At 71.6% G+C, this 24,415-nt stretch carries 18 protein-coding genes, 1 tRNA gene and 1 pseudogene; 9 read left to right on the top strand and 11 right to left on the bottom strand.

Annotated elements, in window-relative coordinates; all coding sequences use genetic code 11:
* Positions 1 to 75: 75 nt before the first annotated feature.
* The 3 genes from VZF99_RS13900 to VZF99_RS13890 form a co-directional block, all read right to left on the bottom strand.
* The gene (locus VZF99_RS13900) at positions 76 to 1,161 is read right to left on the bottom strand and encodes an SGNH/GDSL hydrolase family protein (RefSeq protein WP_407335097.1); all 1,086 of its coding nucleotides are present in this window, start codon (positions 1,159 to 1,161) and stop codon (positions 76 to 78) included.
* Positions 1,162 to 1,263: 102 nt separating this feature from the next.
* Entirely contained in the window at positions 1,264 to 2,316 is a 1,053-nt protein-coding gene (locus VZF99_RS13895; RefSeq protein WP_120286456.1) for a beta-ketoacyl-ACP synthase III, read from the bottom strand.
* A gap of 192 nt (positions 2,317 to 2,508) precedes the next feature.
* Positions 2,509 to 3,450: an SRPBCC domain-containing protein gene (locus tag VZF99_RS13890; protein ID WP_185951854.1), complete on the bottom strand. Its 942-nt coding sequence runs from the start codon at positions 3,448 to 3,450 to the stop codon at positions 2,509 to 2,511.
* A gap of 78 nt (positions 3,451 to 3,528) precedes the next feature.
* Here VZF99_RS13890 and VZF99_RS13885 point away from each other — a divergent pair, with 78 nt between their 5' ends.
* Both VZF99_RS13885 and VZF99_RS13880 read left to right on the top strand, forming a co-directional pair.
* Complete coding sequence (locus tag VZF99_RS13885; protein WP_407335096.1) at positions 3,529 to 4,791, top strand: MFS transporter; 1,263 nt, start codon at positions 3,529 to 3,531, stop codon at positions 4,789 to 4,791.
* Entirely contained in the window at positions 4,784 to 5,566 is a 783-nt protein-coding gene (locus VZF99_RS13880; protein WP_407335095.1) for a fructosamine kinase family protein, read from the top strand. The genes VZF99_RS13885 and VZF99_RS13880 overlap by 8 nt, the downstream gene beginning before the upstream one ends.
* 5 nt (positions 5,567 to 5,571) lie before the next feature.
* Here the strand turns inward: VZF99_RS13880 and VZF99_RS13875 are convergent, their stop codons facing one another.
* The 4 genes from VZF99_RS13875 to VZF99_RS13860 all read right to left on the bottom strand — a co-directional run bounded on the left by VZF99_RS13875 (position 5,572) and on the right by VZF99_RS13860 (position 10,665).
* Positions 5,572 to 6,813, bottom strand: coding sequence for a sorbosone dehydrogenase family protein (locus VZF99_RS13875; RefSeq protein WP_120286452.1), 1,242 nt, complete (start codon positions 6,811 to 6,813; stop codon positions 5,572 to 5,574).
* 123 nt (positions 6,814 to 6,936) lie between these two features.
* The gene (locus VZF99_RS13870; protein WP_407335094.1) at positions 6,937 to 8,166 is read right to left on the bottom strand and encodes a PQQ-dependent sugar dehydrogenase; all 1,230 of its coding nucleotides are present in this window, start codon (positions 8,164 to 8,166) and stop codon (positions 6,937 to 6,939) included.
* Positions 8,167 to 8,403: 237 nt separating this feature from the next.
* Complete coding sequence (locus tag VZF99_RS13865) at positions 8,404 to 9,309, bottom strand: MaoC/PaaZ C-terminal domain-containing protein (RefSeq protein ID WP_120286450.1); 906 nt, start codon at positions 9,307 to 9,309, stop codon at positions 8,404 to 8,406.
* Between the two features lie 6 nt (positions 9,310 to 9,315).
* Positions 9,316 to 10,665, bottom strand: coding sequence for a 3-oxoacyl-ACP reductase (locus tag VZF99_RS13860; RefSeq protein WP_069389503.1), 1,350 nt, complete (start codon positions 10,663 to 10,665; stop codon positions 9,316 to 9,318).
* 123 nt (positions 10,666 to 10,788) lie between these two features.
* On the opposite strand from VZF99_RS13860, the gene VZF99_RS13855 reads away from it, so the two are divergent.
* A complete protein-coding gene (locus VZF99_RS13855; protein ID WP_120286449.1) occupies positions 10,789 to 12,102 on the top strand; it encodes an acetyl-CoA C-acetyltransferase in 1,314 nt (437 codons plus the stop codon).
* A 195-nt stretch (positions 12,103 to 12,297) separates the two neighbouring features.
* Positions 12,298 to 14,238, top strand: a complete 1,941-nt coding sequence (locus VZF99_RS13850; protein ID WP_407335093.1) for a VanW family protein — start codon at positions 12,298 to 12,300, stop codon at positions 14,236 to 14,238.
* A gap of 179 nt (positions 14,239 to 14,417) precedes the next feature.
* On the opposite strand, the gene VZF99_RS13845 is transcribed toward VZF99_RS13850, so the two are convergent.
* Both VZF99_RS13845 and ppsA read right to left on the bottom strand, forming a co-directional pair.
* Positions 14,418 to 16,256 carry an acyl-CoA dehydrogenase gene (locus VZF99_RS13845; protein WP_120286447.1) on the bottom strand — a complete coding sequence of 613 codons (1,839 nt, stop codon included), beginning with the start codon at positions 16,254 to 16,256 and terminating at the stop codon, positions 14,418 to 14,420.
* 188 nt (positions 16,257 to 16,444) lie between these two features.
* Positions 16,445 to 18,748 (bottom strand): annotated as a pseudogene (gene ppsA / locus VZF99_RS13840) (phosphoenolpyruvate synthase).
* 103 nt (positions 18,749 to 18,851) lie between these two features.
* Here ppsA and VZF99_RS13835 point away from each other — a divergent pair.
* Complete coding sequence (locus tag VZF99_RS13835; RefSeq protein ID WP_407335092.1) at positions 18,852 to 19,826, top strand: methyl-accepting chemotaxis protein; 975 nt, start codon at positions 18,852 to 18,854, stop codon at positions 19,824 to 19,826.
* 53 nt (positions 19,827 to 19,879) lie between these two features.
* On the opposite strand, the gene VZF99_RS13830 is transcribed toward VZF99_RS13835, so the two are convergent.
* Positions 19,880 to 19,950, bottom strand: a tRNA-Gly gene (locus VZF99_RS13830).
* A 61-nt stretch (positions 19,951 to 20,011) separates the two neighbouring features.
* Positions 20,012 to 20,266: a hypothetical protein gene (locus VZF99_RS13825; RefSeq protein WP_069389498.1), complete on the bottom strand. Its 255-nt coding sequence runs from the start codon at positions 20,264 to 20,266 to the stop codon at positions 20,012 to 20,014.
* Between the two features lie 217 nt (positions 20,267 to 20,483).
* Here VZF99_RS13825 and VZF99_RS13820 point away from each other — a divergent pair, with 217 nt between their 5' ends.
* The 4 genes from VZF99_RS13820 to VZF99_RS13805 all read left to right on the top strand — a co-directional run bounded on the left by VZF99_RS13820 (position 20,484) and on the right by VZF99_RS13805 (position 24,397).
* Positions 20,484 to 21,335, top strand: coding sequence for a hypothetical protein (locus VZF99_RS13820; protein ID WP_407335091.1), 852 nt, complete (start codon positions 20,484 to 20,486; stop codon positions 21,333 to 21,335).
* Positions 21,336 to 21,505: 170 nt separating this feature from the next.
* Positions 21,506 to 22,336, top strand: coding sequence for a hypothetical protein (locus VZF99_RS13815; protein WP_407335090.1), 831 nt, complete (start codon positions 21,506 to 21,508; stop codon positions 22,334 to 22,336).
* A complete protein-coding gene (dcd, locus tag VZF99_RS13810) occupies positions 22,317 to 22,880 on the top strand; it encodes a dCTP deaminase (protein WP_067719486.1) in 564 nt (187 codons plus the stop codon). The genes VZF99_RS13815 and dcd overlap by 20 nt, the downstream gene beginning before the upstream one ends.
* A 95-nt stretch (positions 22,881 to 22,975) precedes the next feature.
* Complete coding sequence (locus tag VZF99_RS13805; protein WP_407335089.1) at positions 22,976 to 24,397, top strand: UDP-glucose dehydrogenase family protein; 1,422 nt, start codon at positions 22,976 to 22,978, stop codon at positions 24,395 to 24,397.
* The last annotated feature ends 18 nt before the right edge of the window (positions 24,398 to 24,415 follow it).

Raw genomic sequence — 24,415 nt, 5'->3', positions numbered from 1 at the left:
CTATGTTCTCTCATCGACGCCGCTTCGTTACCGAATTGGGCCCAACTGGACAGTCGTCAGGTGACGTGACCGGACTCAGGCATCGCCCAGCGCGGCGAGCACCCGATCCGCGACGTGCGCATGGCCGGCGGTGGTCGGGTGGACCGGCACCGCGCCGGTCTCCAGGCCCGTGAAGTCGACCCAGCGGTTCTCGGGCGGGGTGCACATCGAGTGCCCCTGTTCATCGGGGATCACGACGGTGGCGCCGTTGCGCTCGGCGGCGTCGCGGACGACGCGGTTGATGCTGTCCTGGAAGCCGCGGACCTTGGCCCGCTCCTCCCGGCTGATCGCCATGAACGGAGCGCAGGCCGGGGATTGCTCGATGATCCGGTCGTCCGCGGGCACCGCGGCCAGGTACCCGACCGTCACCACGCGGGCCTGCGGTGCGCGCTCGGCGATCCCGGCGTACACCGCGTCCATGCGCTGATCCAGGTCCTCGAGCGCCCGGGCGGCCTGGCGGTCGATGACGTCCGAGCACCCGGCGGTGGGATCGAAGCCCTTCGACAGGCTCGCCGTCGCGCCGTCGACGAGCGGCAACAGCTCGGGTGCGGTGTTGGGCCGCAGGGCGCACGCCACGATCACGGCGGCGAAGCCCACGTCATTACCGCCGATCGTCATGGTCACCAGGTCGGTATCGGCGTCGAGGGCGTCGAACTGGGGAGGAGCCCCGGTCCGGCCGACCGCGAGGAAGTCGTCGGCCACCGCGCCACCGCAGCTGGCGTTGACGAACGTGCCCACCCCCAGCTCGCGGGCCACCACGGTGGGGTAGGCGTCGTCGGTGCGCACGCACGCGACGGGACCGGCCCCCCACGCGCCGGGCGCGATCCTGCCGACGGCGGCGTAGGAGTCGCCCAGCGCCACGTACTTGGACGGGCCGGTGCCCGCACCCGACAGGACGGTCGGGCCCATCCCGGTACCGGTCACCTGACCGGCGATGGTGCCGCCCAGGGTCTGCGCCGACCCGGCGGCGAGCTCGAGCGGGGAGGCCTGCGGGGCGATGGGGCCTGGGATGGCGGGCGCGGCCGAGACCGGGGCGACCAGCAGCGGGGTGAGCAGAACGGCGGTGGCAGCGGCGGCGCCGGCGACCAGGCGGCGCATGGCGCGGGAAGGAGACGTGTGCATGGGATCACTGTCCCATGAACACCTGTCTAGTTGGGCGTCTCTCCCGAGCCTCCCGAGCCCTCCCGGACGCGACGGGAGGGCTCGGAAGGGGCGTCGGGGCCGTCAGTCGACGGGCGGGGCCGCGGGGAGTCGGACGACCTGGCCGGCGTAGGAGAGGCCGGCGCCGAACCCGATGCACAGTGCGACGTCGCCCTGCTTGGACTGGCCCTCGCGCAGCATGGTCTCCATGGCCAGCGGGATCGAGGCGGCGGAGGTGTTGCCGGTCTGCTCGATGTCGTTCGCGATCGCCACGGTGTCGGGCAGGCCGAGGTGCTTGGCCATCGCCGAGTTGATACGACCGTTGGCCTGGTGCGGGACGAAGGCCTGGATCTGCTCCGCGGTCACCCCGGCCGTCTCCAGCGTCTCGGCGCAGACCTTCGACACCTGCACGGCGGCCCAACGGAACACCTTGGACCCGTTCATGGTGAGGAAGGGCTGACGGACGTCCTCGGCGCCGGAGTCGACCTCGTCGACGTACGCCTTGAAGTCCTTGGTCTGGCTGATGGCACTACCCTGCTCGCCGTCGGAGCCCCAGACCACCGGGCTGATGTCGTTGGTCTCCGCCGGGCCCACCACGACCGCGCCGGCGCCGTCGCCGAAGATGAACGAGGTGTTCCGGTCGGTGAAGTCGATGCCGTCGCTCATCTTCTCCACACCGATCACCACGACGTACCGGGAAGCACCGCCACGGATCATGTTCGTCGCGACCGCGAGGCCGTACCCGAACCCGGCACAGCCGGCGGTGAGGTCGAACGCGGCGATGCCGTTGCGGCCGAGGTTCGTGGCCACCTGGGGCGCGGCGTGGGGCACCTGCGTCCAGTTGGTCGACGTGCACAGGATGACCGCGTCGACGAGCTCGGGTTCGATCCCCGCGGAGGCCACGGCCTTCCGGGCCGCCTCGGTCGACATCATGACGATCGACTCGTCTGCGCTCGCGAAACGACGGTTGAGAATCCCGGACCGCTCGTAGATCCACTCGCTGGTCGAGTCGATCGTCTCGCAGATCTCCTCGTTGCTGACGACGCGCTCCGGGCGGTACGCGCCGATACCCAGCAGGGTGGAGCCGGGCGCGCCCTCGCCGGTCGCGATGGTCACGGTCTCGTTGGAATCCGCCATACGGATGTAGCTCCTCGTCGGTGTGCGGTTCGCGATCGGGTCACGCTGGCGCGGACCGTCACGATACGTCCCCGCAACAGTACTGCGGTCGGTGAGAACATCGGCGCATACGACCGCGACGTTTCGCCCCCGGCAGCGATCACGCCCGACGATGCCCACCGCCGACAGCGTCCAGGCGCGTGGGCACCCGCCTCACCCGCGGGCGAGCCCCTCGAGCCACTCCCGCCAGCGCGGCGCGTCCCAGGTAGGCGGGACGTCCACCGCGGCGGCCCCGAGCGGTCGGCCGTCGCCACCGGGGGCGTCGACGTACTCGAACACCCGCACCGCCAGCGCGGCCCGGCCGACGGCGTCCTCGTGGGTCTCGCCGGCGGGGAAGGCGAACAGCTCGAGCATGCCGTCAGCCGGCGCCGAGAGGATGAGCGTCCGCGAGGCCTCGGACCCGGTCGCCACGATGCCGCCCACCTCACCGGACCTGGCGACCACGCCGCCGTCACCCGGGTTCCCGCCCACACCGGACGCCGGGGCGATGAGCGCCGCCGTGACCCGGGCCCACAGCTCCGGCACCGTGGCCTCGACCGGATCGGTGGCCGCGTCCACGGTCACCACCCCGTCGGCCGGGCGATGGGTCAGCCGGTGGGCCAGCACAGTCAGCGCCTGCACCCACCCGTCGACACTGCCGTCCACCGACTCCTCCGCCAGTTGCCCGCCTGAGCCGAACCCCGACCGCAGGGTGAGCACGCTGCCGCCCTCGCCGTCGTCGACCACCTCACACGACGTCTCCCACGGCGGCACCGGGACGCCCTCGCCCATCCAGTCCCGCTCGGCGTAGGAGAACAGTCCGGGCACGCTCCCGGCGGGCGGCGTGTAGACGGTGATCTCGCCGACCGTCGCGGTGAGCATCGCCTCGGCCGCGGCCTCCGGGCCGGTCGTGGGATCGGGGGCGCCGGGGTCGGCGAACTGCACGATCCGGCCCCCGACCTGCGGTTCCATCGCGCACGGCACGAACCAGGAGGAGATCCCCTCGCCGGTGGCGACCGCGTCCCACACCACCGCGGGCGCCACGGGCAGCGGCACCCGGCACGCCACGCGCCGACCGCCGTCCTCGGTCTCGATCCCCGCCGTCACGTCGTACACGGGCGTACTCCCCTCACCGGTCCGCTGCTCTTGCCGCGTAACGCTACCGGCGCGCCGGCCGGACGTAGTGTGGCGGTCGTGAGTGCGACGACCCGGACCGGTACCACCCGCGGACCGATCGCCGCGACCGCCCTGCTCTTCGCCGCCAACGGTGCGATCTTCGGCGCCATCGTGCCCCGCCTGCCCGACCTGAAGAACGCGCTCGACCTGGGCCCGGCCGGATTCGGCCTGGCCATGGCCTGCTATCCGGCCGGCGCGCTCGTCGGTGGCCTGCTCACCCCCGCGTTGATGCGGCGGCGTTCGGACGGGGCGGTCGCGGTCGCGGCGATGGTCGTGGCGTCGGGCGTCGCGGCGCTCGTCGGCTTCTCGCCCGCCGTGGCCGTGTTCGCGGGATTGCTGCTGCTGTTCGGGCTGACCGACGCGATCACCGACGTGGCGATGAACGCCCACGGGATCCGCGTGCAATCGCGTCACGGCAGGTCGCTGATCAACCGGTTCCACGCGGTGTGGTCGCTCGGCGCGGCGCTCGGCGCGGTCGGGGGATCGGTGGCCGCGGGCACCGGCACGCCGGTGGTGGGGCAGATGATCGTGGCGGGCGTCGTCTGCGCGCTCGCCGCGCTGGCCGCACTTCCCCTCCGGCTGGGTCCGCCGGTCGCCGAGGACGACTCCGGCCGCGACCTCGACACCATGCCCCCGTCGGCCGCGTCGTCTCCCGCCGAGCGGGACGTCTCCCGCCGCGTCCCGGTCGGGCGCGCGCTGCTGCTCCTGCTCGCCTTGGGGGTGCTCGCCGGATGCGCCACCCTCGTCGAGGACTTCGCCCAGACCTGGTCCGCGCTCTACCTGCGCGAGGTCGCGGCGGCGGGCGCCGGCCTGGCGGGTCTCGGGTTCGTCGCGGTGCAGGGCACGCAGCTCGTCGGACGCGTCACCGGTGACCGCTTGGTCGAGGGGTTCGGCGCGGCGCGCGTCGGCCGGATGGGCGGGGCGTGCGTGGTGCTCGGCTCGGGTGCTGCGCTGGTCGCGTCGTCGCTGCTCGACGGCCCCGCCCTGCTGATGGTCCTGCTCGCGGGATTCGCGCTGGCCGGGTGGGGCATCGCCACGGTGATCCCGGGTGCGATGGTCGCCGCCGACTCGGTGCCAGGCCTGGCTCCCGGCGCGGGCCTGGCGGTGCTCAACTGGGTCCTGCGACTGGGCTTCCTGGCCTCCCCGCCGCTCGTCGGTCTCATCGCGGAGCATGTCGGGATGCGCTGGACGGTCGTGCCGATGCTGGTGGGCGGCGTGCTCATCGCCGCGCTCGCCGGGCCGCTGCTCGGCCGCGACACGAGGGGAGATCGACGTGGATGACCGGGTGTTCGTCAAGAGGGGCTCCCGCCACGGCCCCGACTTCTTCCGCCACGAGGCCGCGGGTCTGGCCTGGCTCGCCGCGGCCCCCGGCGGGCCGAGGGTGGTCCGGGTGGAGGGGGTCGACGACGACGAGATCACCCTCGAGAGAATTCCCGCGGGTCGCGCGACGACGCGGGCGGCTCTGCGGTTCGGTCGGTCGCTGGCGGCGATGCACGATGCGGGCGCGGCCGCCTGGGGCGCACCCGCGGACGGCTGGGCGGGCCGGTGCTTCATCGGCAACCGGCCCCAGGAGTGTGCGCCCACCGCGTCGTGGGGCGAGTTCTACGCCGAGCAGCGGGTCCGCCCGTTCGTCCGGATAGCGGTGGACCTCGGTGTCCTCGGCGGCGCCGACCTCGCCGTGGTCGAGCGGGCCTGCGACCGGGTCGCGTCCGGCGAGCTCGACAACCCCGACGACGTCCCCGCCCGCATCCACGGCGACCTGTGGACCGGCAACGTGCTGTGGACCGATTCCGGCGACAACTCCCACGCCGTGCTCATCGACCCCGCCGCACACGGTGGCCACCGCGAGACCGACCTGGCCATGTTGGCCCTCTTCAGCGCCCCGCATCTGGACGAGATCCTCCGCGGGTACGACGAGGCGCACCCGCTTCGTGAGGGATGGCGCGACAGGGTCCCGCTGCATCAACTGCACCCGCTGGCCACCCACTCCGCCGGGCACGGCGCCGGCTACGCGATCGCGCTGGCCGACGCCGCTCGGCAGGTCCTACGGCTCTAGGCCGGTCAGCCCGCCGCCGGGCTGATGCGGAACACGGAGTCGCGATTGTCGGCGTCGGAGGTCGTCACCAGCAGCGAGCCGTCGGGCTCGGGCGCCAGGGACCGCAGGCGACCGAACTCACCCTCGAGGAGCACGGCGGAGTCGACGACGGACCGCCCGTCCTCGCTGAGTCGGAGGAGGACGAGCTTCTGGCTCCTGAGGTTGGCCATCGCGAGCGCCCCCTCCCACTCGCCCCACTCGGATCCCCGAAGGAACTCGATGTCCGACGGGGCCAGGGTCTGCTCCCCGGACGACCAGACGGCCTCGACCGCGTCCGGGAACTCCTCGGTGTCGGTCATGGGGACGTTCTGGTTGTAGCGTCCGTCGACGTTCGGGTTCCAGCCGTAGTTCGCGCCCGGCTGGAGGAGGTTGACCTCGTCGTGGGCGTCCGGCCCGTGCTCCGCGGAGTAGAGGCGGTCGCTCTCGGGGTCGATGGCCAGCCCCTGGACATTGCGGTGACCGATCGTGTGGACCACCGAGTCGCCCGAAGCGGGTGAACCGTCCGGATTGATGTGTAGGGTCTTGCCGGCGAGCGAATCGGGCGACTGCGGGGCCGTGGCCGTGTACGTGTCACCGGTGCCGACGTAGAGGGTGCCGTCCGGGGCGGTGAGCAGCCGGCACCCGCTGTGGATGCCCTCCTCGCCCAGCGGGATGCCGGTAAGGGTGTCGCGGACCTTGGTCAACTCGGACCAGTCGTCGGCGGCCTCGAAGGTGGTGATCCGGTTGTCGCTCTCACCGTCGACCGATCGCGACCAGCACACGTGGATCTCGCGGTTCTGCTCGAAACCGGCATCCACGGCCATGCCCATGAGGCCGCTCTCGGACTGGCGGACGAGGCCGGGCAGGTCGATCGACACGGTGCGCTGCTCCTCGCCGGGCTCCTGCACGACCATCCGGCCGCCGCGCTCGCCGGTGAGGAGGGTGCCGTCCGGCGTACGGACCACGTCCCAGGGGATGTTGAGCCCCTCCATGACGGTGGTGGCGCGGACCGCCGGACCCTCCACCACCTCGACGCCGTCCCCCGCACCGTTGCCCACCTCGGGCGGGAACAGGACGCCCGGCGGGATCAGACTGGTGTCGAGCGACCCCGAGGAGCCACCGGGCAGGCTGCTCTGAGCCAACGCCACGGCGGGCATGACGACGACGACGGCGGCAGCGGCGGCGGCCCCTGCGAGGGTGCGGGTGCGGGTGCGGGACGAACGGGACATGGGGCGGTCGTGCACGGAGAGCTCCCTGCTGTGGTGTGAGAAGTGATGCGAGCCACAGGCTATGGGCCACGAGCGGGCAGCGGTACCGGTCCGGGGCCGAGGCCGGGGCCGGGGCCGGGTGACTCAGCCCGCTGCGGGCCGGACACGCAGGACCTTGTCCGTGCCGCCACCGTTGGAGGTGGTGACGAGCAGCGATCCGCCGGGCTCCGGGGTGATCGATCGCAGGCGGCCGTGTTCTCCTCGCAGGATCGCTGCGGTCGCGGTGACGGAGGCGCCGTCCTCGGACAGCGTCATGAGGACGATCTGGCTGGTCTTGAGCATCGCCACCGCCAGGGCTCCGTCCCACTCGCCCCACGCGGGGTCGTCGAGGAACGCGATCCCGCCCGGAGCGAGGGTCGGGTCCCCGGAACGCCACGCCGCCTCCACCGCATCGGGGAAGTCGCCGGTGTCGGTCATCGGTACGTTCTGGCCGTACCGGCCACCGGAGTTCGGGTCCCATCCGTAGTTGGACCCGGCGAGCACGAGATTCACCTCGTCGTCGACGTCCGGCCCGTGCTCCGCGGCGACGATCTGGTCCGAGTCCGGCCGCAGGGCCAGCCCCTGCACGTTGCGGTGGCCGTACGTCAGGACGGGGGAGGCGCCGATGGTGTCGTCGGCCGGCTCGCCGTCGCGGGTGATGTGCAGGATCTTGCCCGAGAGCGCATCGAGGTCCTGGGGCGCCGGGCCGGTGAACGCATCGCCCGTGCCGATGTACAGAGTGCCGTCCGGGTGGACCAGGATGCGGCAGCCCGAGTGCAGGCCCCGGTCGGCCAGCAGGATGCCGTCCACGAGAACCCGTGGCGACTCGAGGGCGGACCAGTCCTCGGCGGCGGTCCAGGCGGTGACGCGGTTGTCGTCCGCATCGGCCGAGGAATGGCAGGTGTACACCTCGCGGGTCGTGGCGAAGTCCCCGGCCAGTGCCATCCCCATCAGGCCGCTCTCGCCCCGGTCGTACAGCTCGCCGAAGTCCGCGTCGACAACGGTCCGCTCCCCGCCCCCGCGGATCGCGTACAGGGTGCCCGAACCCCGCTCGCCGGTGACGATGACGCCCTCGGGGTCGCGGACGACGTCCCAGGGGATCGTCAGCCCGTCGGTGACCGTCTCCACCTCGACGACGGGGCCCTGCGTGGCGGGTTGCCCGGGGGGCTGCGACCCGACCGGGCCGGCGCCCGGGGCGCCACCGGAGTCGGTGCCGCCGGAGCCGACGCCGTCCGGGTCGCCGGTCGTCGAGCAGGCGGTGAGGGTGACGACCACGGCCACTGCCACGAGGGCGGCCAGCCGGGAGAGGGGACGGGGGAACTCGGTGCGGTGCACGGCTACTCCTGGGCCGGGATCAGGGGATGCGGTAGGGCTCCCCGTGCGGCCGAACCTATTCGACGCGCGGCCCGCGCGACACCGGATCTCGTCCCGGCGGTACCGGCCCGGAGGCTCCGGCCCGGAGGCTCCGGCCAGCCAACGAGAAGAGCGTCCCGCACACCTGCCTCTCGGGCGACGTGTGCGGGACGCTCTTCTCGACGCCGGGGCCCGGTCGGGCCGCGCGCCGGGTGGGGCCTAGAGCTCCTCGATGCTCGCGGTCGCGTGCACGGTGCCCAGCTTCTTGGGATTGCGCACGGTCAACGACCAGGCGGGATCACCCGCGCCGCCGCGACGGGCGTAGATGCCCAGCTTGGCCGGCAGGATCACGGGCTTGCCGAACTCCACCGAGTAGCGGGCCCGCTCGGGGATCCCGCCCTCGACCGTGCCGAGGAGCGTGGCGGCCGTCCACATGCCGTGGGCGATGACGTTCGGGAAGCCGAACGCCTTCGCGCCCACCTTGGACACGTGGATGGGGTTGCGGTCCCCGGACACGGCCGCGTACTCCGCGATCTGCGCCTCGGACACCGATTTCACCACGGTGGGGTCGCCGATCTCGGCTGCGGTCGGCGGCTCGGGCCTCGGCGGGCGCGGGGCGTCCTTGGCCGGGGTCAGCGAGGTCCGCCGCTTCGAGAGCAGGCCCGACCGTTGCACCCAGGCGGGCTCGTCGTCGTCACCGGTTCGGATCTCGGTGACCACGTCCAGCAGCAACCCGGCGGGGTGCTCACGCAGGTTCTCGGCGTGCGCCCGGATGTTCAGCTCGTCGCCGACCCGCAGCGGGCGGCGCGATTCGATCTCGTTGGTCAGGTGCACCGACCCCATCGCCGGCACCGGGTAGTCCGGATCCAGCATGAGCTGCATGCTCAGCGGGAACGCGAGGGTGAACGGGTAGGTCAGCGGCAGTTCGTCGGTCAGTCGCAGGCCGCAGACGCGGGCGTAGGCGGCCAGGTTGGCCACGTCCACGCGCACGCCGGCGACCTCGACGCCCCTCGACGGCATGGACTTACCGTCGCGGGAGCCGCCCACGACGGGCATGGCTCCCACCGCGGCCTTGCCGTACTGGGCGAGCAGGTTGGGGATGGCGGGAAGGCGGGTGTACTCCACGTCAGATCACGCACCCAGCAGGGACTGGCCGCACACGCGGATCACGTTGTTGGTGACCGTGGACGAGGCGGGGTTGGCGAAGTAGGCGATCGTCTCGGCCACGTCGACCGGCAGACCGCCCTGCTGCATGGAGTTCATGCGACGGCCGGCCTCGCGGGTGGCGAACGGGATGGCGGCCGTCATCTGCGTCTCGATGAAGCCCGGCGCCACGGCGTTGACGGTGACGTTCTTCGAGGCCAGCTCGGCCGAGGCGCCGTTGACGAACCCGATGACACCGGCCTTCGAGGCCGCGTAGTTGGTCTGGCCGCGGTTACCGGCGATGCCGGCCATCGAGGACACACCCACGACGCGCGAGCCCTCGCCCAGCACGCCCTTCTCGGCGAGCTCGGCGGTGATGCGCTCGGGGGCGATGAGGTTGACGGCCATGACGGAGTCCCAGCGGGCGCTGTCCATGCCGGCCAGCGTCTTGTCACGGGTGATGCCGGCGTTGTGGACGAGCACGTCGACGCGGCCGTCGTGACGCTCTGTCACGTGCTTGGCCAGGACCTCGGCGGCGTCGGCGGCGGTGACGTCCAGCGGCAGCGAGGTGCCGCCGACCTTGTTGGCGGTGGCGGACAGCGACTCGCCGGCGGCCGGGATGTCACAACAGATCACGTGCGCGCCGTCGCGGGAGAGTACGGCCGCGATCTCGGCGCCGATACCGCGGGCGGCGCCGGTGACGACGGCGAGCTTGCCCTCGAGCGGGCGGTCCCACGATGCCGGGGCGGTGGCCGAGCCGGCCCCCACGCGGAACACCTGCGCGTCGACGTACGCCGACTTGCCGGACAGGATGAACCGCAGGGTGGACTCGAGTCCGGAGGCTCCCGCGTCGGCGTCGGGGGACACGTACACGAGCTGGACGGTGGAGCCGCGCTTCATCTCCTTGCCGAGCGAGCGGGTAAAGCCCTCGAGCGCGCGCTGGGCGATGCGCTCCTCGACCGAGCCCGTCTCCTCCGGGGTGGTGCCCAGTACGACGATGCGGCCGCTGGCGGCGACGTTGCGGACGACCGGGTTGAAGAACTCGAACAGGGCCTTGAGGTCCTCCGGGCGACGCAGCGAGGTGGCGTCGAAGACGAGACCGGCGAACTTGCCCTCGGCGCCCGCGGCGGCCAGCTCGTAGTCGCCGGCCAGCATCTCCCGGACGGGCTCGGCCAGGCGGCCCTCGCCGCCGATGAGGACGGGACCGTGCAGGGCGGGCTGCCCGGCCTCGTACCGGCGCAGCTGCTCCGGCTGCGGGAGGCCGACCTTGCCGGCGATGAACGACCCCGGGGCCGAGGTCACGAACTGCGAGTAGAGGTCGAGGTTGCCCTGTGCCATGGCGATCATCTCCTGGAGAGGTGCGGTACTACGGGTCGACAAATAACTTACTGCTGAGTAACAATACGTGCAGGGCCGCGTTTCGGGCCACCGGACACCGAGAACACAACGGGAGTGACACACGTGACCACCAGCCCCCGCAAGGTCGCCATCGTCGGCGGCAACCGAATTCCCTTCGCCCGCTCGAACGGCAAGTACGCGGACGCCTCCAACCAGGACATGCTCACCGCCGCGATCGACGGACTGGCCAGCCGCTACAACCTCCAGGGCAAGCGCGTCGGGTCGGTCGTCGCCGGCGCCGTGCTCAAGCACTCCCGCGACTTCAATCTCACCCGCGAGTCGGTGATCGGCTCGGTGCTCGACTCGGCCAGCCCGGCCTACGACGTCCAGCAGGCCTGCGGCACCGGCCTGGCCGCCGCGATCCAGGTGGCCGACGCGATCGCCCTCGGGCGTATCGAGTCCGGCATCGCCGGAGGCACCGACACCACCTCGGATGCGCCGCTCTCGGTGAACGACGACCTGCGCAAGACCCTCATCAAGGTCAGCTCCGCCAAGTCCACCGTCGACCGCCTGAAGCTCCTCGGTGAGATCCGCCCGCAGGGCCTCGTGCCCGAGCAGCCGCAGAACGCCGAGCCGCGTACCGGGCTGTCGATGGGTGAGCACGCCGCCATCACCGCCCGCGAGATGGGGGTGACGCGCGCAGACCAGGACGCGCTGGCCGTCGCCAGCCACCACAACCTCGCCGCCTCCTACGACTCCGGGTTCCAGGACGACCTGGTGACGCCGTACCTCGGCGTGGCCCGCGACGACAACATGCGGCCCGACTCCTCCGAAGAGAAGCTGGGCAAGCTCAAGCCGGTCTTCGGCAAGCGCGACGCCGAGGCCCACGGCACCGAGGCCACCATGACGGCCGGCAACTCCACCCCGCTGACCGACGGCGCCTCCACCGTGCTGCTGGCCAGCGAGGAGTGGGCGAAGGAGAACAAGCTGCCGGTCCGCGCCTACCTGGTGGACTCGGAGACCGCCTCGGTGGACTTCGTCCACGGCCACGACGGTCGCACGCCCGACGGGCTGCTCATGGCCCCCACCTACGCGGTGCCGCGGCTGCTGGCCCGCAACGGCCTGACCCTGCAGGACTTCGACTACTACGAGATCCACGAGGCGTTCGCCTCGCAGGTGCTGGCCACCCTGGCCGCGTGGGAGTCCGAGGAGTACTGCACCGAGCGCCTGGGCCTGGACAAGGCCCTGGGGTCGATCGACCGCTCCAAGCTCAACGTCAACGGCTCGTCGCTGGCGGCCGGTCACCCGTTCGCCGCCACCGGCGGCCGCATCCTGGCCGCCGCGGCCAAGCTGCTCGAGCAGAAGGGCTCCGGCCGGGCGCTCATCTCCGTCTGCGCCGCGGGCGGCCAGGGCGTCACCGCGATCGTGGAGCGCTGACCCCCGCACCTCGTCCACCTCGCCGCGGGCTCGTCCCGTGAGTCCGATGAGCGCAGCCCCCGCGTCCGGCGCGGGGGCTGCACTCATCGGTATCGGTCCGTCATAGTGGTGTTCACAGTGGTTCGGGCGGGGACGTCCCCGGCCGGCGGCCCGCGGGGTTCCGCCGTCCCCCGCTCGGGAGGAGGTGGATGACGCGTGGTCGAGTCCCACGATGACGACACCCCGGCACGCCCCGTCGCGATCGAGGGCGCGGGCCCGCACCCGGCTGCGTCCGACCGACATCGGTACCGGGTGCGGTCGCGGTGGATCTACACCGGTGTGGGCCTGTTCATGGCACTCGCGGTCCTGTACGGCTTCGATCTCGTGCACAGCATCGGCCGGGTCCCGCGCGGGACGGAGGTCGCCGGCATCCAGGTGGGCGGGATGCGGACCGCCGACGCCGAACGGCGACTGGTCGCCGAGCTCGGACCGCGGGTCGACGACGAGGTGGATCTGCGCGCCGGGGCCGTGTCGACCACGCTGGACCCCGACTCGGTCGGCCTGTCGGTGGACTGGCAGGGCACGCTCGACCGGGGCGGTGAACAGCCTCTGAACCCGCTGAAGCGGCTGATCAGCGTGGTGTGGTCGACCGAGGTCGGTATCGCCAGCGTCATCCCGGACGCACGGCTGACCGATTTCCTCGAGCGCCTCGCCCTCCAGGCGGACTTCGAACCCCGCGAGGGCGCCATCTGGTTCGACCGGGATCAGGTCCGCTCGGCCATCCCGCTCGACGGGCAGCGCCTACAGATCGAGAACTCCCGCGACGCGGTGCTCGAGCACTGGCTCGACGACGACGGAGTGGACCTGCCCGTCGACTACACGCCCACCGAGACCGACGCCGAACAGGTGCGGGCGCTGATCCGGGACGTGGCCGAGCCCGCCGCCTCCCGGGACCTGACGCTGCTGGCCTCGCGGATGCGCGACGACGGCACCGAGCCGGCGACCACCACCGTCACCACCAGGCTCCCCGCCCCGCCACCGGGCCCCGGGCGCGAGCGGCCCGAGCCCCCCGAGCGGGAGATCGAGATGGTCGACCCGGACGACCCGGGCGCGGTGCCGGTGCTGTTCCCCCGCGACCGGATCGGGGAGTACCTCAGCTTCGTCCGCGAGGGCGACGTGCTCGAGCCCCGCTTCGACGCCGACGCCGCCAAGGGGATCCTGGACCCGCTCCTGGAGGAGACCGAGCAGGTGGGCAGGGACGCGAGTTTCGAGTTCAGCGGGTCGAGCGCCACCATCGTGCCCGCGGTCCAGGGACGCACCGTCGAATGGGGCCCGCTGCTCGGTCGGCTGCCCGGGCAACTCACCGACGTCGACGGCCCGCGTGTGCTCCCCGTCGGCTACGTGGGCCGCGACCCCGAGCTGACCACCGCGGAGGCCGAGCAGGCCGGCATCCGCGAGCCCGTCGGCCAGTTCACCGTGGCCGTCGGCGCGAGCGGACAGGCCCAGTCGATGATCGCCTCGCTGGCCGGGCACTTCATCCCGGCAGGCGGTAGCTTCTCCATGGCGGAGGTCGCCGGCACGGTCTCCGGAGACGTGTCCGCCGACGCCGTCGCCACCGCCCTGTTCAACGCGGCGTTCGAATCCGGCGCACAGGACCTCGTCCGCAGCTCCCGCGGTGTCGACGGCGACGCGTTCCCGGCGGGCCGCGATGCCACCGCCTCGGCCGACGTCGGATTCCGAAACGCCCAGGACACCGGCCTGGTGATCGATGCCTCGGGTAGCGGCAACTCGGTGACGGTCCGGCTGTGGGGGACGCCCGAGTACACGGTGAGGGTCTCGACGGCCCCCCGGACCGACATCCGGCGGGCCCAGACCCGGGTCGTCAGCACGGCCGGGTGTACCCCGAGTCCGGGCGCGGACGGGTACACCGCCCGCGTGACCCGGGTCGTCCTGCGCGGCGGCGACACCGTGAGCACCGACACCGTCTCGTCGAGCTACGCGCCGCGAGACCGGATCGTGTGCCGGGCCGAGACTCCGGAGGACGACGATCCCACCTCGTCGCCGCCACCACCGCCGCCCCCGCTCCCCGGTCCCGGTGACCCGATCCGGATCCCGGGCCTGCCGGAGTTCCGCATTCCCGGCGTACCCGGCAACTAGAGCGCCGAATCCGCTACCCGGATTCCGGATCCGCTATTCCCATCGGCATAGCGGATCCGGAATCCGGGTAGCCGATTCGTGGGGTGGGCCGCCCGCATCCTGCGAAACGAGTCGATCCGCCGCCCGGGCAGGGGCGGCGGATCGACGGTGGGGACCCGGAAGGGCCCGTCAGGTGGGGATCAGAACGCGGACTCGTCCAGCTCCATCAGCTCGTTGTCGAGGTCTGCGACGATCGCGCGGGTGGCGCTGATCAGGGGCAGCTCGTTCTTGGCGAACCACCGGGCGGCGGCGATCTTGCCGTTGTAGAAGTCCTTGTCGTCGTCGGACGCCCCGTCCAGCGCGCCGAGGGCGACCTCTGCGCCGACCAGGAGACGCCAGCCCATCATGAGGTCACCGAACGCCATGAGGACGCGCACCGAGGCGAACCCGACCGTGTACAGGCGCTTGGGGTCGTCCTGCGAACCCATGAGGTGATCGAAGCACGTGCCGATCATGGCCTCGACGTCCGCGAGAGCGGTCGCGAGCAGCTCCCGCTCGGCCGCCAGTCGGCCGCCGCACGCGTCGCTGTCGAGGAACTGCTTGATCTGCGCCGACACGTGGCCCACGGCGGTGCCGCGGTCACGGGCGATCTTGCGGAAGAAGAAGTCCTGTGCCTGGATCGCGGTGGTGCCCTCGTAAAGGGAGTCGATCTTGGCGTCGCGGATGTACTGCTCGATCGGGTAGTCCTGCAGGAAGCCCGACCCGCCGAACGTCTGAAGCGACTCGGTGAGCAGCTCGTAGGCGCGCTCGGAACCGACGCCCTTGACGATCGGCAGCAGCAGGTCGTTGACCCGATGGGCCAGCTCGCCGTCGGCGCCGGAGACGCGCGCGGCGGTCTCGACGTCCTGGTGGGCCGCCGTGTACATGTACACCGCGCGCAGACCCTCGGCGAACGCCTTCTGGCGGATCAGCGCACGCCGCACGTCCGGGTGGTGGGTGATGGTGACGCGCGGGGCGGTCTTGTCGGCCATCTCGGTCATGTCGCCGCCCTGGACACGCTCCTTGGCGAATTCGAGCGCGTTGAGGTAGCCGGTCGACAGGGTGGAGATGGCCTTGGTGCCGACCATCATGCGCGCGTGCTCGATGACATCGAACATCTGACGGATGCCCTGGTTGAGCTCGTCGCCGCCGACCATCCAGCCCTTGGCGGGCACGCCGTGACCGCCGAAGGTCAGTTCGCAGGTCGTGGAGACCTTGAGGCCCATCTTGTGCTCGACGCCGGTGACGAACACCCCGTTGCGCTCGCCCATCTCGTTCTTCTCGAAGTCGAAGTGGAACTTCGGCACGAAGAACAGCGACAGGCCCTTGGTGCCGGGGCCGGCGCCCTCGGGGCGCGCCAGGACCAGGTGGAAGATGTTCTCGAACATGTCGTCGGAGTCGGCCGAGGTGATGAAGCGCTTGACGCCCTCGATGTGCCAGGAGCCGTCGTCCTGCTTGATCGCCTTCGTGCGGCCGGAACCGACATCGGAGCCGGCGTCGGGCTCGGTGAGGACCATGGTCGCTCCCCAGCCGCGCTCGACGCAGGTGGCGGCCCACTGCTTCTGCTCCTCGGTGCCGTTCTCGTAGAGGACGGCGGCGAAGGCGGGGCCGGCGCCGTACATGAACGCCGCCGGGTTGGCCCCGAGCATCATCTCGCCGGTGGCCCACACCATCGCGCGGGGGGCCGGCATCCCGCCGAGCTCCTCCGGCAGTCCCATCGACCAGTAGCCGGCGTCGTACCAGGCCTTGAAGGACTTCTTGAAGTCCTCCGGGATGGAGACCGAGTGGGTCTCGGGGTCGAACACCGGCGGGTTGCGGTCGGCGGAGGCGAAGGACTCCGCGACCGGGCCCTCGGTCAGGGTCGCGACCTCGGAGAGGATGCCCTTGGCGGTCTCGGTGTCCATGTCGCCGAACTCGCCGGCGTCGAGTGCCTCGTTCATACGCAGGACCTCGAACATGTTGAACTCGAGGTCGCGGACGTTGCTCTTGTAGTGACCCATTACGGTCTTCTCCGTTCGGAGTGCGGTGTCATGACTGTGTCGCGCCCGAAGAGTCGGTGCACGTAACCACTGGTACGCCGGAACCTACTCGCCGGTAACAAAACTGATGCTAGTGCGTTGTCAGCAAACAGTCCAAGGTGAGGGAAGGCTCTGATTTCGGCGCGGACCTGCGAGGGCGCGCCGCGCGGTCAGTCACGCCCGGGACGGGCGGCGGCCCGGGCGGCGTCGAGCAGGATCGTCCGCTCGGCCCGGGCGACGGTCCGCCGGGTCACCTCTGCGTAGTCCGGCGTGACGGAGACCGACGTGACCCCCTTCCGGACGAGGTGCTCGGCCATACGGGGATCGGTCGACGCCGCCTGTCCGCACAGGGACACGGTGAGGCCGGACTCGTGGCAGCGGTCGATGATCTGGTCGATGAACGCGAGCACCGCCGGGTCCATCGAGTCGAACAGGTCCGTACACACCTCCGAGTCGCGGTCGACCCCCAACGTCAACTGGGTGAGATCGTTGGAACCGATCGATACGCCGTCGATGCCCATGGCGGCGTACTCGGGGATCCAGTGCACCACCGAGGGCACCTCGGCCATGATCCAGCGCTTGAGCCCCGTGTCGCGACCGATCGGGTGGGCGTCGATGATGTCCAGACAGGCCCGCAGCTCCCACCCGGTCCGGACGAACGGGATCATCAGGTGCAGGTTCCGGTGCCGCCGCCGCACCCGCTTGAGCGCGTCCAGTTCCAACCGGAACAGGTCAGGCTCCCGGGTGTAGCGGAAGCAGCCCCGGTAGCCGATCATCGGATTGCGCTCCTCGGCCTCCACCTCCCCTCCGAGCAGCCCCCGGAACTCGTTGGACCGCAGGTCGGTGGCGCGGTACACCACGGGCCTCGGATCGAAGGCGGCGGCGATGGTGCTGATCCCCGAGGCCATCCGCTCCACGTACTCCTCCGTCCTGCCTTCCGCGATGAGCCGGCGCGGGTGCAACCCCTGCAGAGCGCTGGTGATGAGGAACTCCGCCCGCAGCAGGCCGACGCCGTCGACGTCCATCGCCGCGACCCGCGCCGCGGCGTCGGGCGTTGCGAGGTTGACGTAGACGGCGGTGGCGGTGACCTCGCGTGTGCGCACCTCGGGAGCCGCACCGGCATCGGCGGGAGCCTGCGGCGCCTCGGCCGCGCGCACCTCTCCCGGGTAGACGACGCCGGCGGTGCCGTCGACGGTGATGGTCTGCCCGTCGGCGATGTCGGCGGTCGCCGACCGCGTGCCCACGATCACGGGACGCCCCAGTTCGCGCCCCACGATGGCGGCGTGACAGGTCACGCCCCCCTCGTCGGTGACGATCGCGGCGGCGCGCTGGAGGATCGGCAGCCAGTCGGGGTCGGTCATCGTGGCCACCAGGATCTCGCCGGCGGCCAGGTTCACCCCGTCCGCCAGTTCGGTGAGGACGCGCGCTGTCCCGATCGCCGTGCCGGGCCCGGCGCCGAGTCCGGAGACGATCGGTTCCACCTCGCCCCCCGCGCCGACGGGATCGCCCGCACGCCCCGCCTCGGCGTCCAGAGTGGTGATCGGGCGGGTCTGCACGATGTACAGCTCACCGTCCTCGAAGGCGAACTCGGTGTCCTGTGGCACGCCGTAGTGCTGCTCGGACATCACGGCCAGGCGGGCGACCCGGCGCACCTGGTCGTCGTCGAGCACCTGGTCCAACTGCTCGGCCTACGGAACGGGGACGAGCCCGTCGACCGTGCGGCCCGCGACGATCCGGGCGACCTTCCGGCCCACGTGCACGGTGAGGAGGTTCAGATCTGCCTTGGACACGACGTACGTGTCGGGTTCGACCTTGCCGCCCACCACCACCTCGCCGAGTCCGAACGCCGCCTCGATCACCACGCGGTCGACCTGGGAGGTGCGGGGGTCGGCGGTGAAGGCCACGCCCGACGTGTCGGAACGGACCATCTTCTGTACCACCACCGCGATCGACGGTTCGTCGTCGTACCCCGACACCGCCCGGTAGGTCATGGCGCGCGGCGTCCACAACGAGCACCAGCAGTCTCGCACGGCCTCGAGCACGGCCTCCTCGCCGACGACGTCCGTGTACGACTCGTGGATCCCCGCGAAGGAGGTGTCACCGGCGTCCTCCGCGGGCGCGGAACTACGCACCGCCACGGGGACGTCCGACCCCAGCGACCGGTAGTGCGCCACGATGTCCTCGCGCAGTCGCGCCGGCATCTCCACCCCGGCGACGGTGCCGCCGAACTCCGCCGCGAGGGACATCAGCTCCGCCTCGCTCGTCCCGTCGGCAGGGACCCGGCCGTCGTAGAGGCGCGACCGGACGCCGGCCGTCTCCATCGCGGCGAGGTAGGCCGACTGTCCGACCGAGAATCCCGGCGGCACGGGGAACCCCGCGCCCGTCATCTCCCCGAGATTGGCGGATTTCCCGCCGTACTCGGGTGCGTCCGCCAGCCTCAGCTCGGAGAAATCGGCGACCCATCGTGCGTCCATCGCTCGCTCCTTCGAGATCGCGGCCCGACCGGTCGGAACCGTCGCTGTCTCCATGGTGGGCGGACCGGCTGCCCGGTGTGGGTGGTTCAGGCACAATCAGCGCATGGCAGACATCCAGCTCCGCGTTCCCTCCGCCTCCTCCGTGGTGGGAACGGCGTTCCGTGTCGTGGAGTGGGAGCTGAGAATGGCCAGGGAGTTGCTCATGCTGCCCGCCCGCGTCCTCGTGCTACTCGCGGACGTGGAGGGCGTGGTCGTGCGGATCCAGGACCTGCTCGACGAGGTCAGCCGCACCGTGCGGCAGATCGACGGGATCGTGGCCACCGCCGTCGACACGGTCGACGGTGTCCGCACCACGGTGGCCAGGGCCAACAGGGTCGTCGACGAGGTCGCCGACACGGTCTCTGCCGCCGAGGGGATCGTGGGCCGGGTGGGCTCGACCGTCGACTCCGCGGAGGGGGTGGTGCGGCGCGTGGACGCCACGATCGACTCCGCGGAGGGGGTGGTGCGGCGCGTGGACGGCACGATCGATTCCGCCGAGGGTGTGGTCGTACGGGTGGGGAGCACCGTCGAGTCCGCCGAGGGCGTGGTGGCTCGCGTCCGGACGACGGTGGACACCGCCGACGATCTGGTCCTCGACGCAGGCGGGCTCATCGAACGGGTCGTCCCCCTCGTCGACTTCGCGGACTCCACCTTCGCGCAGGTCAAGCCGGTCGTCGAGGCACTGCTCGTGGACGCCGACCTGGACGTGGAGACCGCTCGTGTCGTGGCGACCCGGATGACCGAGGTCCTGGCGTGGGCGGACAAGACGATCCGACTGCTCGAGCCGATCGCCGACGACGTCCTCGAATCGGTCGACCCCGACGAGGTCAAGGCGGTCATCCAGTTCATCGACCACCTGCCGGCGCTGGGGGACACCCTTGAGAACGACGTCATGCCGGTCCTGGCCTCACTGGACACCGTTGCCCCCGAGGTCCATCAGATCCTCGAGGTGGCGCAACAGTGCCTCGAGGCGGTCGCCGGCATCCCCGGATTCCAACTCCTGCGCCGCCGCGGCGGGGACAACGGCAAGACCGAGTGATCTCCTGAATGACGAGAGGCCCTCCCGATCTGGGAAGGCCTCTCGTCTTGCGGAGCCGATGACGGGAATCGAACCCGCGCTGTCTGCTTGGGAAGCAGAAGTTCTACCATTGAACTACATCGGCAGTGCCTGCTGGAGGCGGCTTCAGATTAGCACGAGCCCCGGTGGCCGCAGGCGCGGTGGGGTCACTTCCGGGCGGACTTGCGCTTCGCGCCCGTGGTCATCGGCCGCTTGGGCTGGTTCAGCGATGCGCGGGGGACGAACCCGAACGCCACGCCACCGATCACCGCCACCGCGATCGCGCCGATGATCCACGGCGTGACCGATCCGCCGCCGGTGATCCCCATCAGCACGATGAGTACGGCGACGCCGACACACACCCACGACCACTGGGTCCAGCGCCAGAAGTACTTCGAGGGCTCGTCCCTGATCTCGTCCATGGGCCCATTTCACCACGTCAGCGGGGGTCGGCGCATATCCGCCGAATGCTCTCGGGGGGTCGTCGGGTCGGGGGAGTGCCGGGATGTGGCAGGTCTCACGTGGTTTCAAGGGGCGGTTCGGGAACGAAAGGGCCGTGCCATGCGCTGAACTGGAGGACAGTCCGATTTGTGCGACCGGGTGGCCGGTCCGCGGGCTAAGCCCTGCAGGAGGTGCGTGGTGGACGTGCACGAGGTCATGGAGCGGCCGATCGCCGAGCGGGTACGGACGGTGCTCGCCCGCGGTGCGGCCGGGACCATCGAGGCCGGCATGCTTAGGCGGCCGCTGCGTTCCGCGCGCGTCCGGGACGACGGAGTGGTCGTCCTGGTGGTCGACGTGGGAGGTATGTCGCGTGAGGCCGGTGACGTCGACCGGGTCGCGGCCGCCGGAGCCACCGCCACCGTCGAGATCGTCGACACGGTCTGTACCGGTCGGTGCCGGGGCTCCGCGCCGCGCCCGTCGTTCGCCCTCGACGGACGCCCCGCGTCGTGTGGTGCGGGACGCGGAGGGGCCGGCGGTGGGGGGCGCGCTGCCGGGGGCGACGACGACGACGACTGCGCGGTCGCCCGTGGAGTTGTCAGCCTCTCCGGGATCGTGACGGCCTCGTCCCCGGCGCGTCGGCGCAGGTTGGTCGCCGCCGACGGCGGCGGGACGGGTCCGAACTCCGAGGGCGGGTCGCTCCGCCTGAGCGAGCTGCAGCCACTGGAGATCACCTACCTCACCGCGGACGGCGTCCACGTGGTGCCCCGGGCGGCCCTCGCCGCCGCGGCGGTCGACCCGATCGGCGTCGACGAGCAGGTGTGGCTGCACCGCCTCGCCGCCGACACCGGGCTCGCCTCCCGTCTCGCGTTGCGTGCCGGGCGACAGATCGCGGGCACGGATCCGCGGATCGTCGCGATCGACCGGTACGGGGTCGACCTCCACATCGGATCGACCGGTGGCGGGTTCCGCGACCTCGTCAGACTTCCGTTCGCGCAGGTCTGCGCCGATTCCGACGACGTTCTCGCCCAACTCTTCGCGCTGACGCGGTGAATCACTTCACAAGAATTCGCTGAAAGCCCTTGCCATTACAGGTAAGCCTTACCTAAGTTAGTCGCTGCGGGTAGTCACGTCCCCGCTCCGGTGTTTTCCGTTCCGGCGCCACTACCCCTGAGGCGCCGGAACGGAAAAGGCCTGGACCGCGATGACGAGAGGGCGAAGGCATGCGATCACTGGTGGGACCCGTTCCCGAGCCGGCCGAACGGGCGAGCTCGGCACTGCGGCGCTGCGCGAGGGCCAAGCTGAGTCTCCCCGCTCCCACCGCCGGGTCCCGCGGGACCACCGACGGGTCCCGCGAGAACACCGCCGGCTCCCGCGTGAACGCCACTCCCGCGGTCGCGCTCGCGCACCGGACTTCCGGAACGGCCGACCTCAGCCTCGTCATCCCGACGGCCGACGTCGCGGCGATCCCGCCCGGGGGAGTGCACGCCCGTCTCGAGGTGCTCGACGAGATCCTCGGCGGGGCAGCCCGGGGCCGGTGTCGCCGCCTCGTCGTCGTCGACGGACTGGTCGAACAGATCGACACGCGCGCCCAACGCCACGCCGCCACCCGCATCGCGCGAGACCTGCCCGACTCGGCCCTGCTCGGGGTCGGATCCGAGTCGGCGCTCGTCCGGCTCCGGACGGAGCGGATCCTGCTCACCGACGACTCCGGCGTCACCGACATCGCCCTCGACGACCTCGCCACCTCCGGGCCCGACCCCTTCACCGACCTCGAGGGGCACTGGCTCGACCACCTCAACGATCCGCGCTGCCAGGTGGTGCCGCGGCTGGCCCTGCGTGTCTGCCGGTGCCTGCCCGCCGAGCGCCCCCTCCTGATCGGCATCGACCGCGCCGGCGTCGACCTCGAGTTGACGGACCGCGAGGGCCGCGCGCGGCGCGAACGGCTGCCGTTCGCCGAGGCCTGCACGGACGTCACCGAGCTGGGGACCCAGCTCCGGTTGCTCGCCGGGGGCGCGCGGTACCCTCAGGACCGTGCTGCTCTCCGACCGTGACCTCCGTACCGAGCTCGCCGACGGGCGGCTGGGCATCGACCCTCTCGACCCCGCGCTGATCCAGCCGTCGAGCATCGACGTCCGGCTCGACCGGATGTTCCGGGTCTTCAACAACTCGCGCTACACCCACATCGACCCCGCGCAGCAGCAGGACGAGCTCACCGAACTGGTCGAGCCCGCCGAGGGGGACCCGTTCGTCCTGCACCCCGGCGAGTTCGTCCTGGGGGCCACCCTCGAGCGACTCCGCCTGCCCGACGACCTGGCCGGCCGGCTCGAGGGCAAGTCGTCGCTCGGTCGACTCGGGCTGCTCACGCACTCCACCGCAGGCTTCATCGACCCCGGGTTCGACGGCCACATCACCCTGGAGCTGTCGAACGTCGCGAACCTGCCCATCACGCTGTGGCCCGGGATGAAGATCGGCCAGCTGTGCCTGTTCCGGCTCTCCAGTCCCGCCGAGACCCCGTACGGCAGTGCCTCCGTGGGCTCGAAGTACCAGGGCCAGCGCGGCCCCACCGCCTCCAAGGCGTACCTGAACTTCCGGTGACCCGGCGGACGGCGGCGGCCATCCGGCGCGCACTGCTCGCCCTCCGTTCACCAGCCCGTTCCCACCGCGCCGCGTCGACGGGGTAGAACAGCGCCATGCGTATGACCGTGTTCGGGACCGGGTACCTCGGTGCCACCCACGCCGCCTGCATGGCCGAGCTGGGCCACGAGGTGCTGGGGGTGGACGTCGACGAGGCCAAGATCGAGCGGCTGCGTCGGGGCGAGGTGCCGTTCTACGAGCCGGGGCTGCCGGAGATCCTGCTGCGGCACGTGGAGTCGGGGCGGTTGCGGTTCACCACCGACTACACCGAGGCGGCCGCGTTCGCGGACCTGCACTTCATCGGGGTCGGGACCCCGCAGCGCAAGGGTGAGTTCGCCGCCGACACCTCGCACGTGGAGGACGTCGTGGCGCGACTGACGCCCCTGCTGTCCGCGGATGCGGCGGTGGTGGGCAAGTCGACGGTGCCGGTGGGCACGGCCGCGCGGCTGCAACAGATCGCCGACTCCCGCGCCCCGGACGGGGTGCGCGTCGAGGTGCTGTGGAACCCGGAGTTCCTCCGCGAGGGCTTCGCCGTGGCGGACACCCTGACGCCGGATCGGATCGTGATCGGCCTGGCCGGCGGTGAGTCGGCACTGGGGCTCGCGCGGGAGCTGGTTGAAGAGGCGTACGCGCCGATCCTGGAGGCAGATCCGTGCCCGGTGATCGTCACCGACCTGGCTACGGCAGAGTTGGTCAAGGTCAGCGCGAACGCCTTCCTGGCGACCAAGATCAGCTTCATCAACGCGGTGTCGGAGGTGTGTGAGGCCGCCGGCGCCGATGTGACGGTGTTGGCCGATGCGATCGGCATGGACAAGCGGATCGGGCGGCGCTTCCTCAATGCCGGCCTGGGCTTCGGTGGTGGGTGCCTGCCCAAGGACATTCGCGCCTTCATGGCCCGCGCCGGTGAGCTGGGCGCAGACGAGGCGATGACGTTCCTGCGGGAGGTCGACTCGATCAACATGCGCCGACGCGAGCGGATGGTGGACCTGGCCGTCGAGGCGTGCGGCGGGACGGTCATCGGCAAGACCGTCGCCGTGCTGGGGGCGGCGTTCAAGCCGAACTCCGCTGACGTGCGGGACTCGCCGGCGCTGAACGTGGCGGGCATGCTCTCGCTCAAGGGCGCGAGCACCGTCGTGTACGACCCACAGGCCCTGGACAACGCCCGCGCCCTGTTTCCCACGCTGACGTACGCCGGGTCGGCGCTGGCCGCCTGTGAGGGCGCCGACGTGGTGCTGGTGGCCACCGAGTGGCCCGAGTTCGTCGAGCTGGACCCGGCCGCGGTCACCGGGGTGGCGCGCGGCCGGGTCCTGCTGGACGGTCGCAACTGCATGCCCGCCGACCGCTGGCGCGCCGCCGGCTGGACCTACCGCGCCCTCGGACGCGGGGTGCCGGTGGAGGGCGCCACCCGCCGCACGGGGACGGCCCCCGCCGGGCCGGGGGTCGTCCCGTCGATGCGCTCCGGACACCCGTCGACCTGACCCCGGCCGACCTGACAC

The sequence above is a fragment of the Dietzia kunjamensis genome (assembly GCF_045689975.1).
Taxonomy (GTDB): domain Bacteria; phylum Actinomycetota; class Actinomycetes; order Mycobacteriales; family Mycobacteriaceae; genus Dietzia; species Dietzia kunjamensis.
Note: the sequence above shows the minus strand (reverse complement) of the source record. Positions and strands in the feature narration are given on the sequence as shown.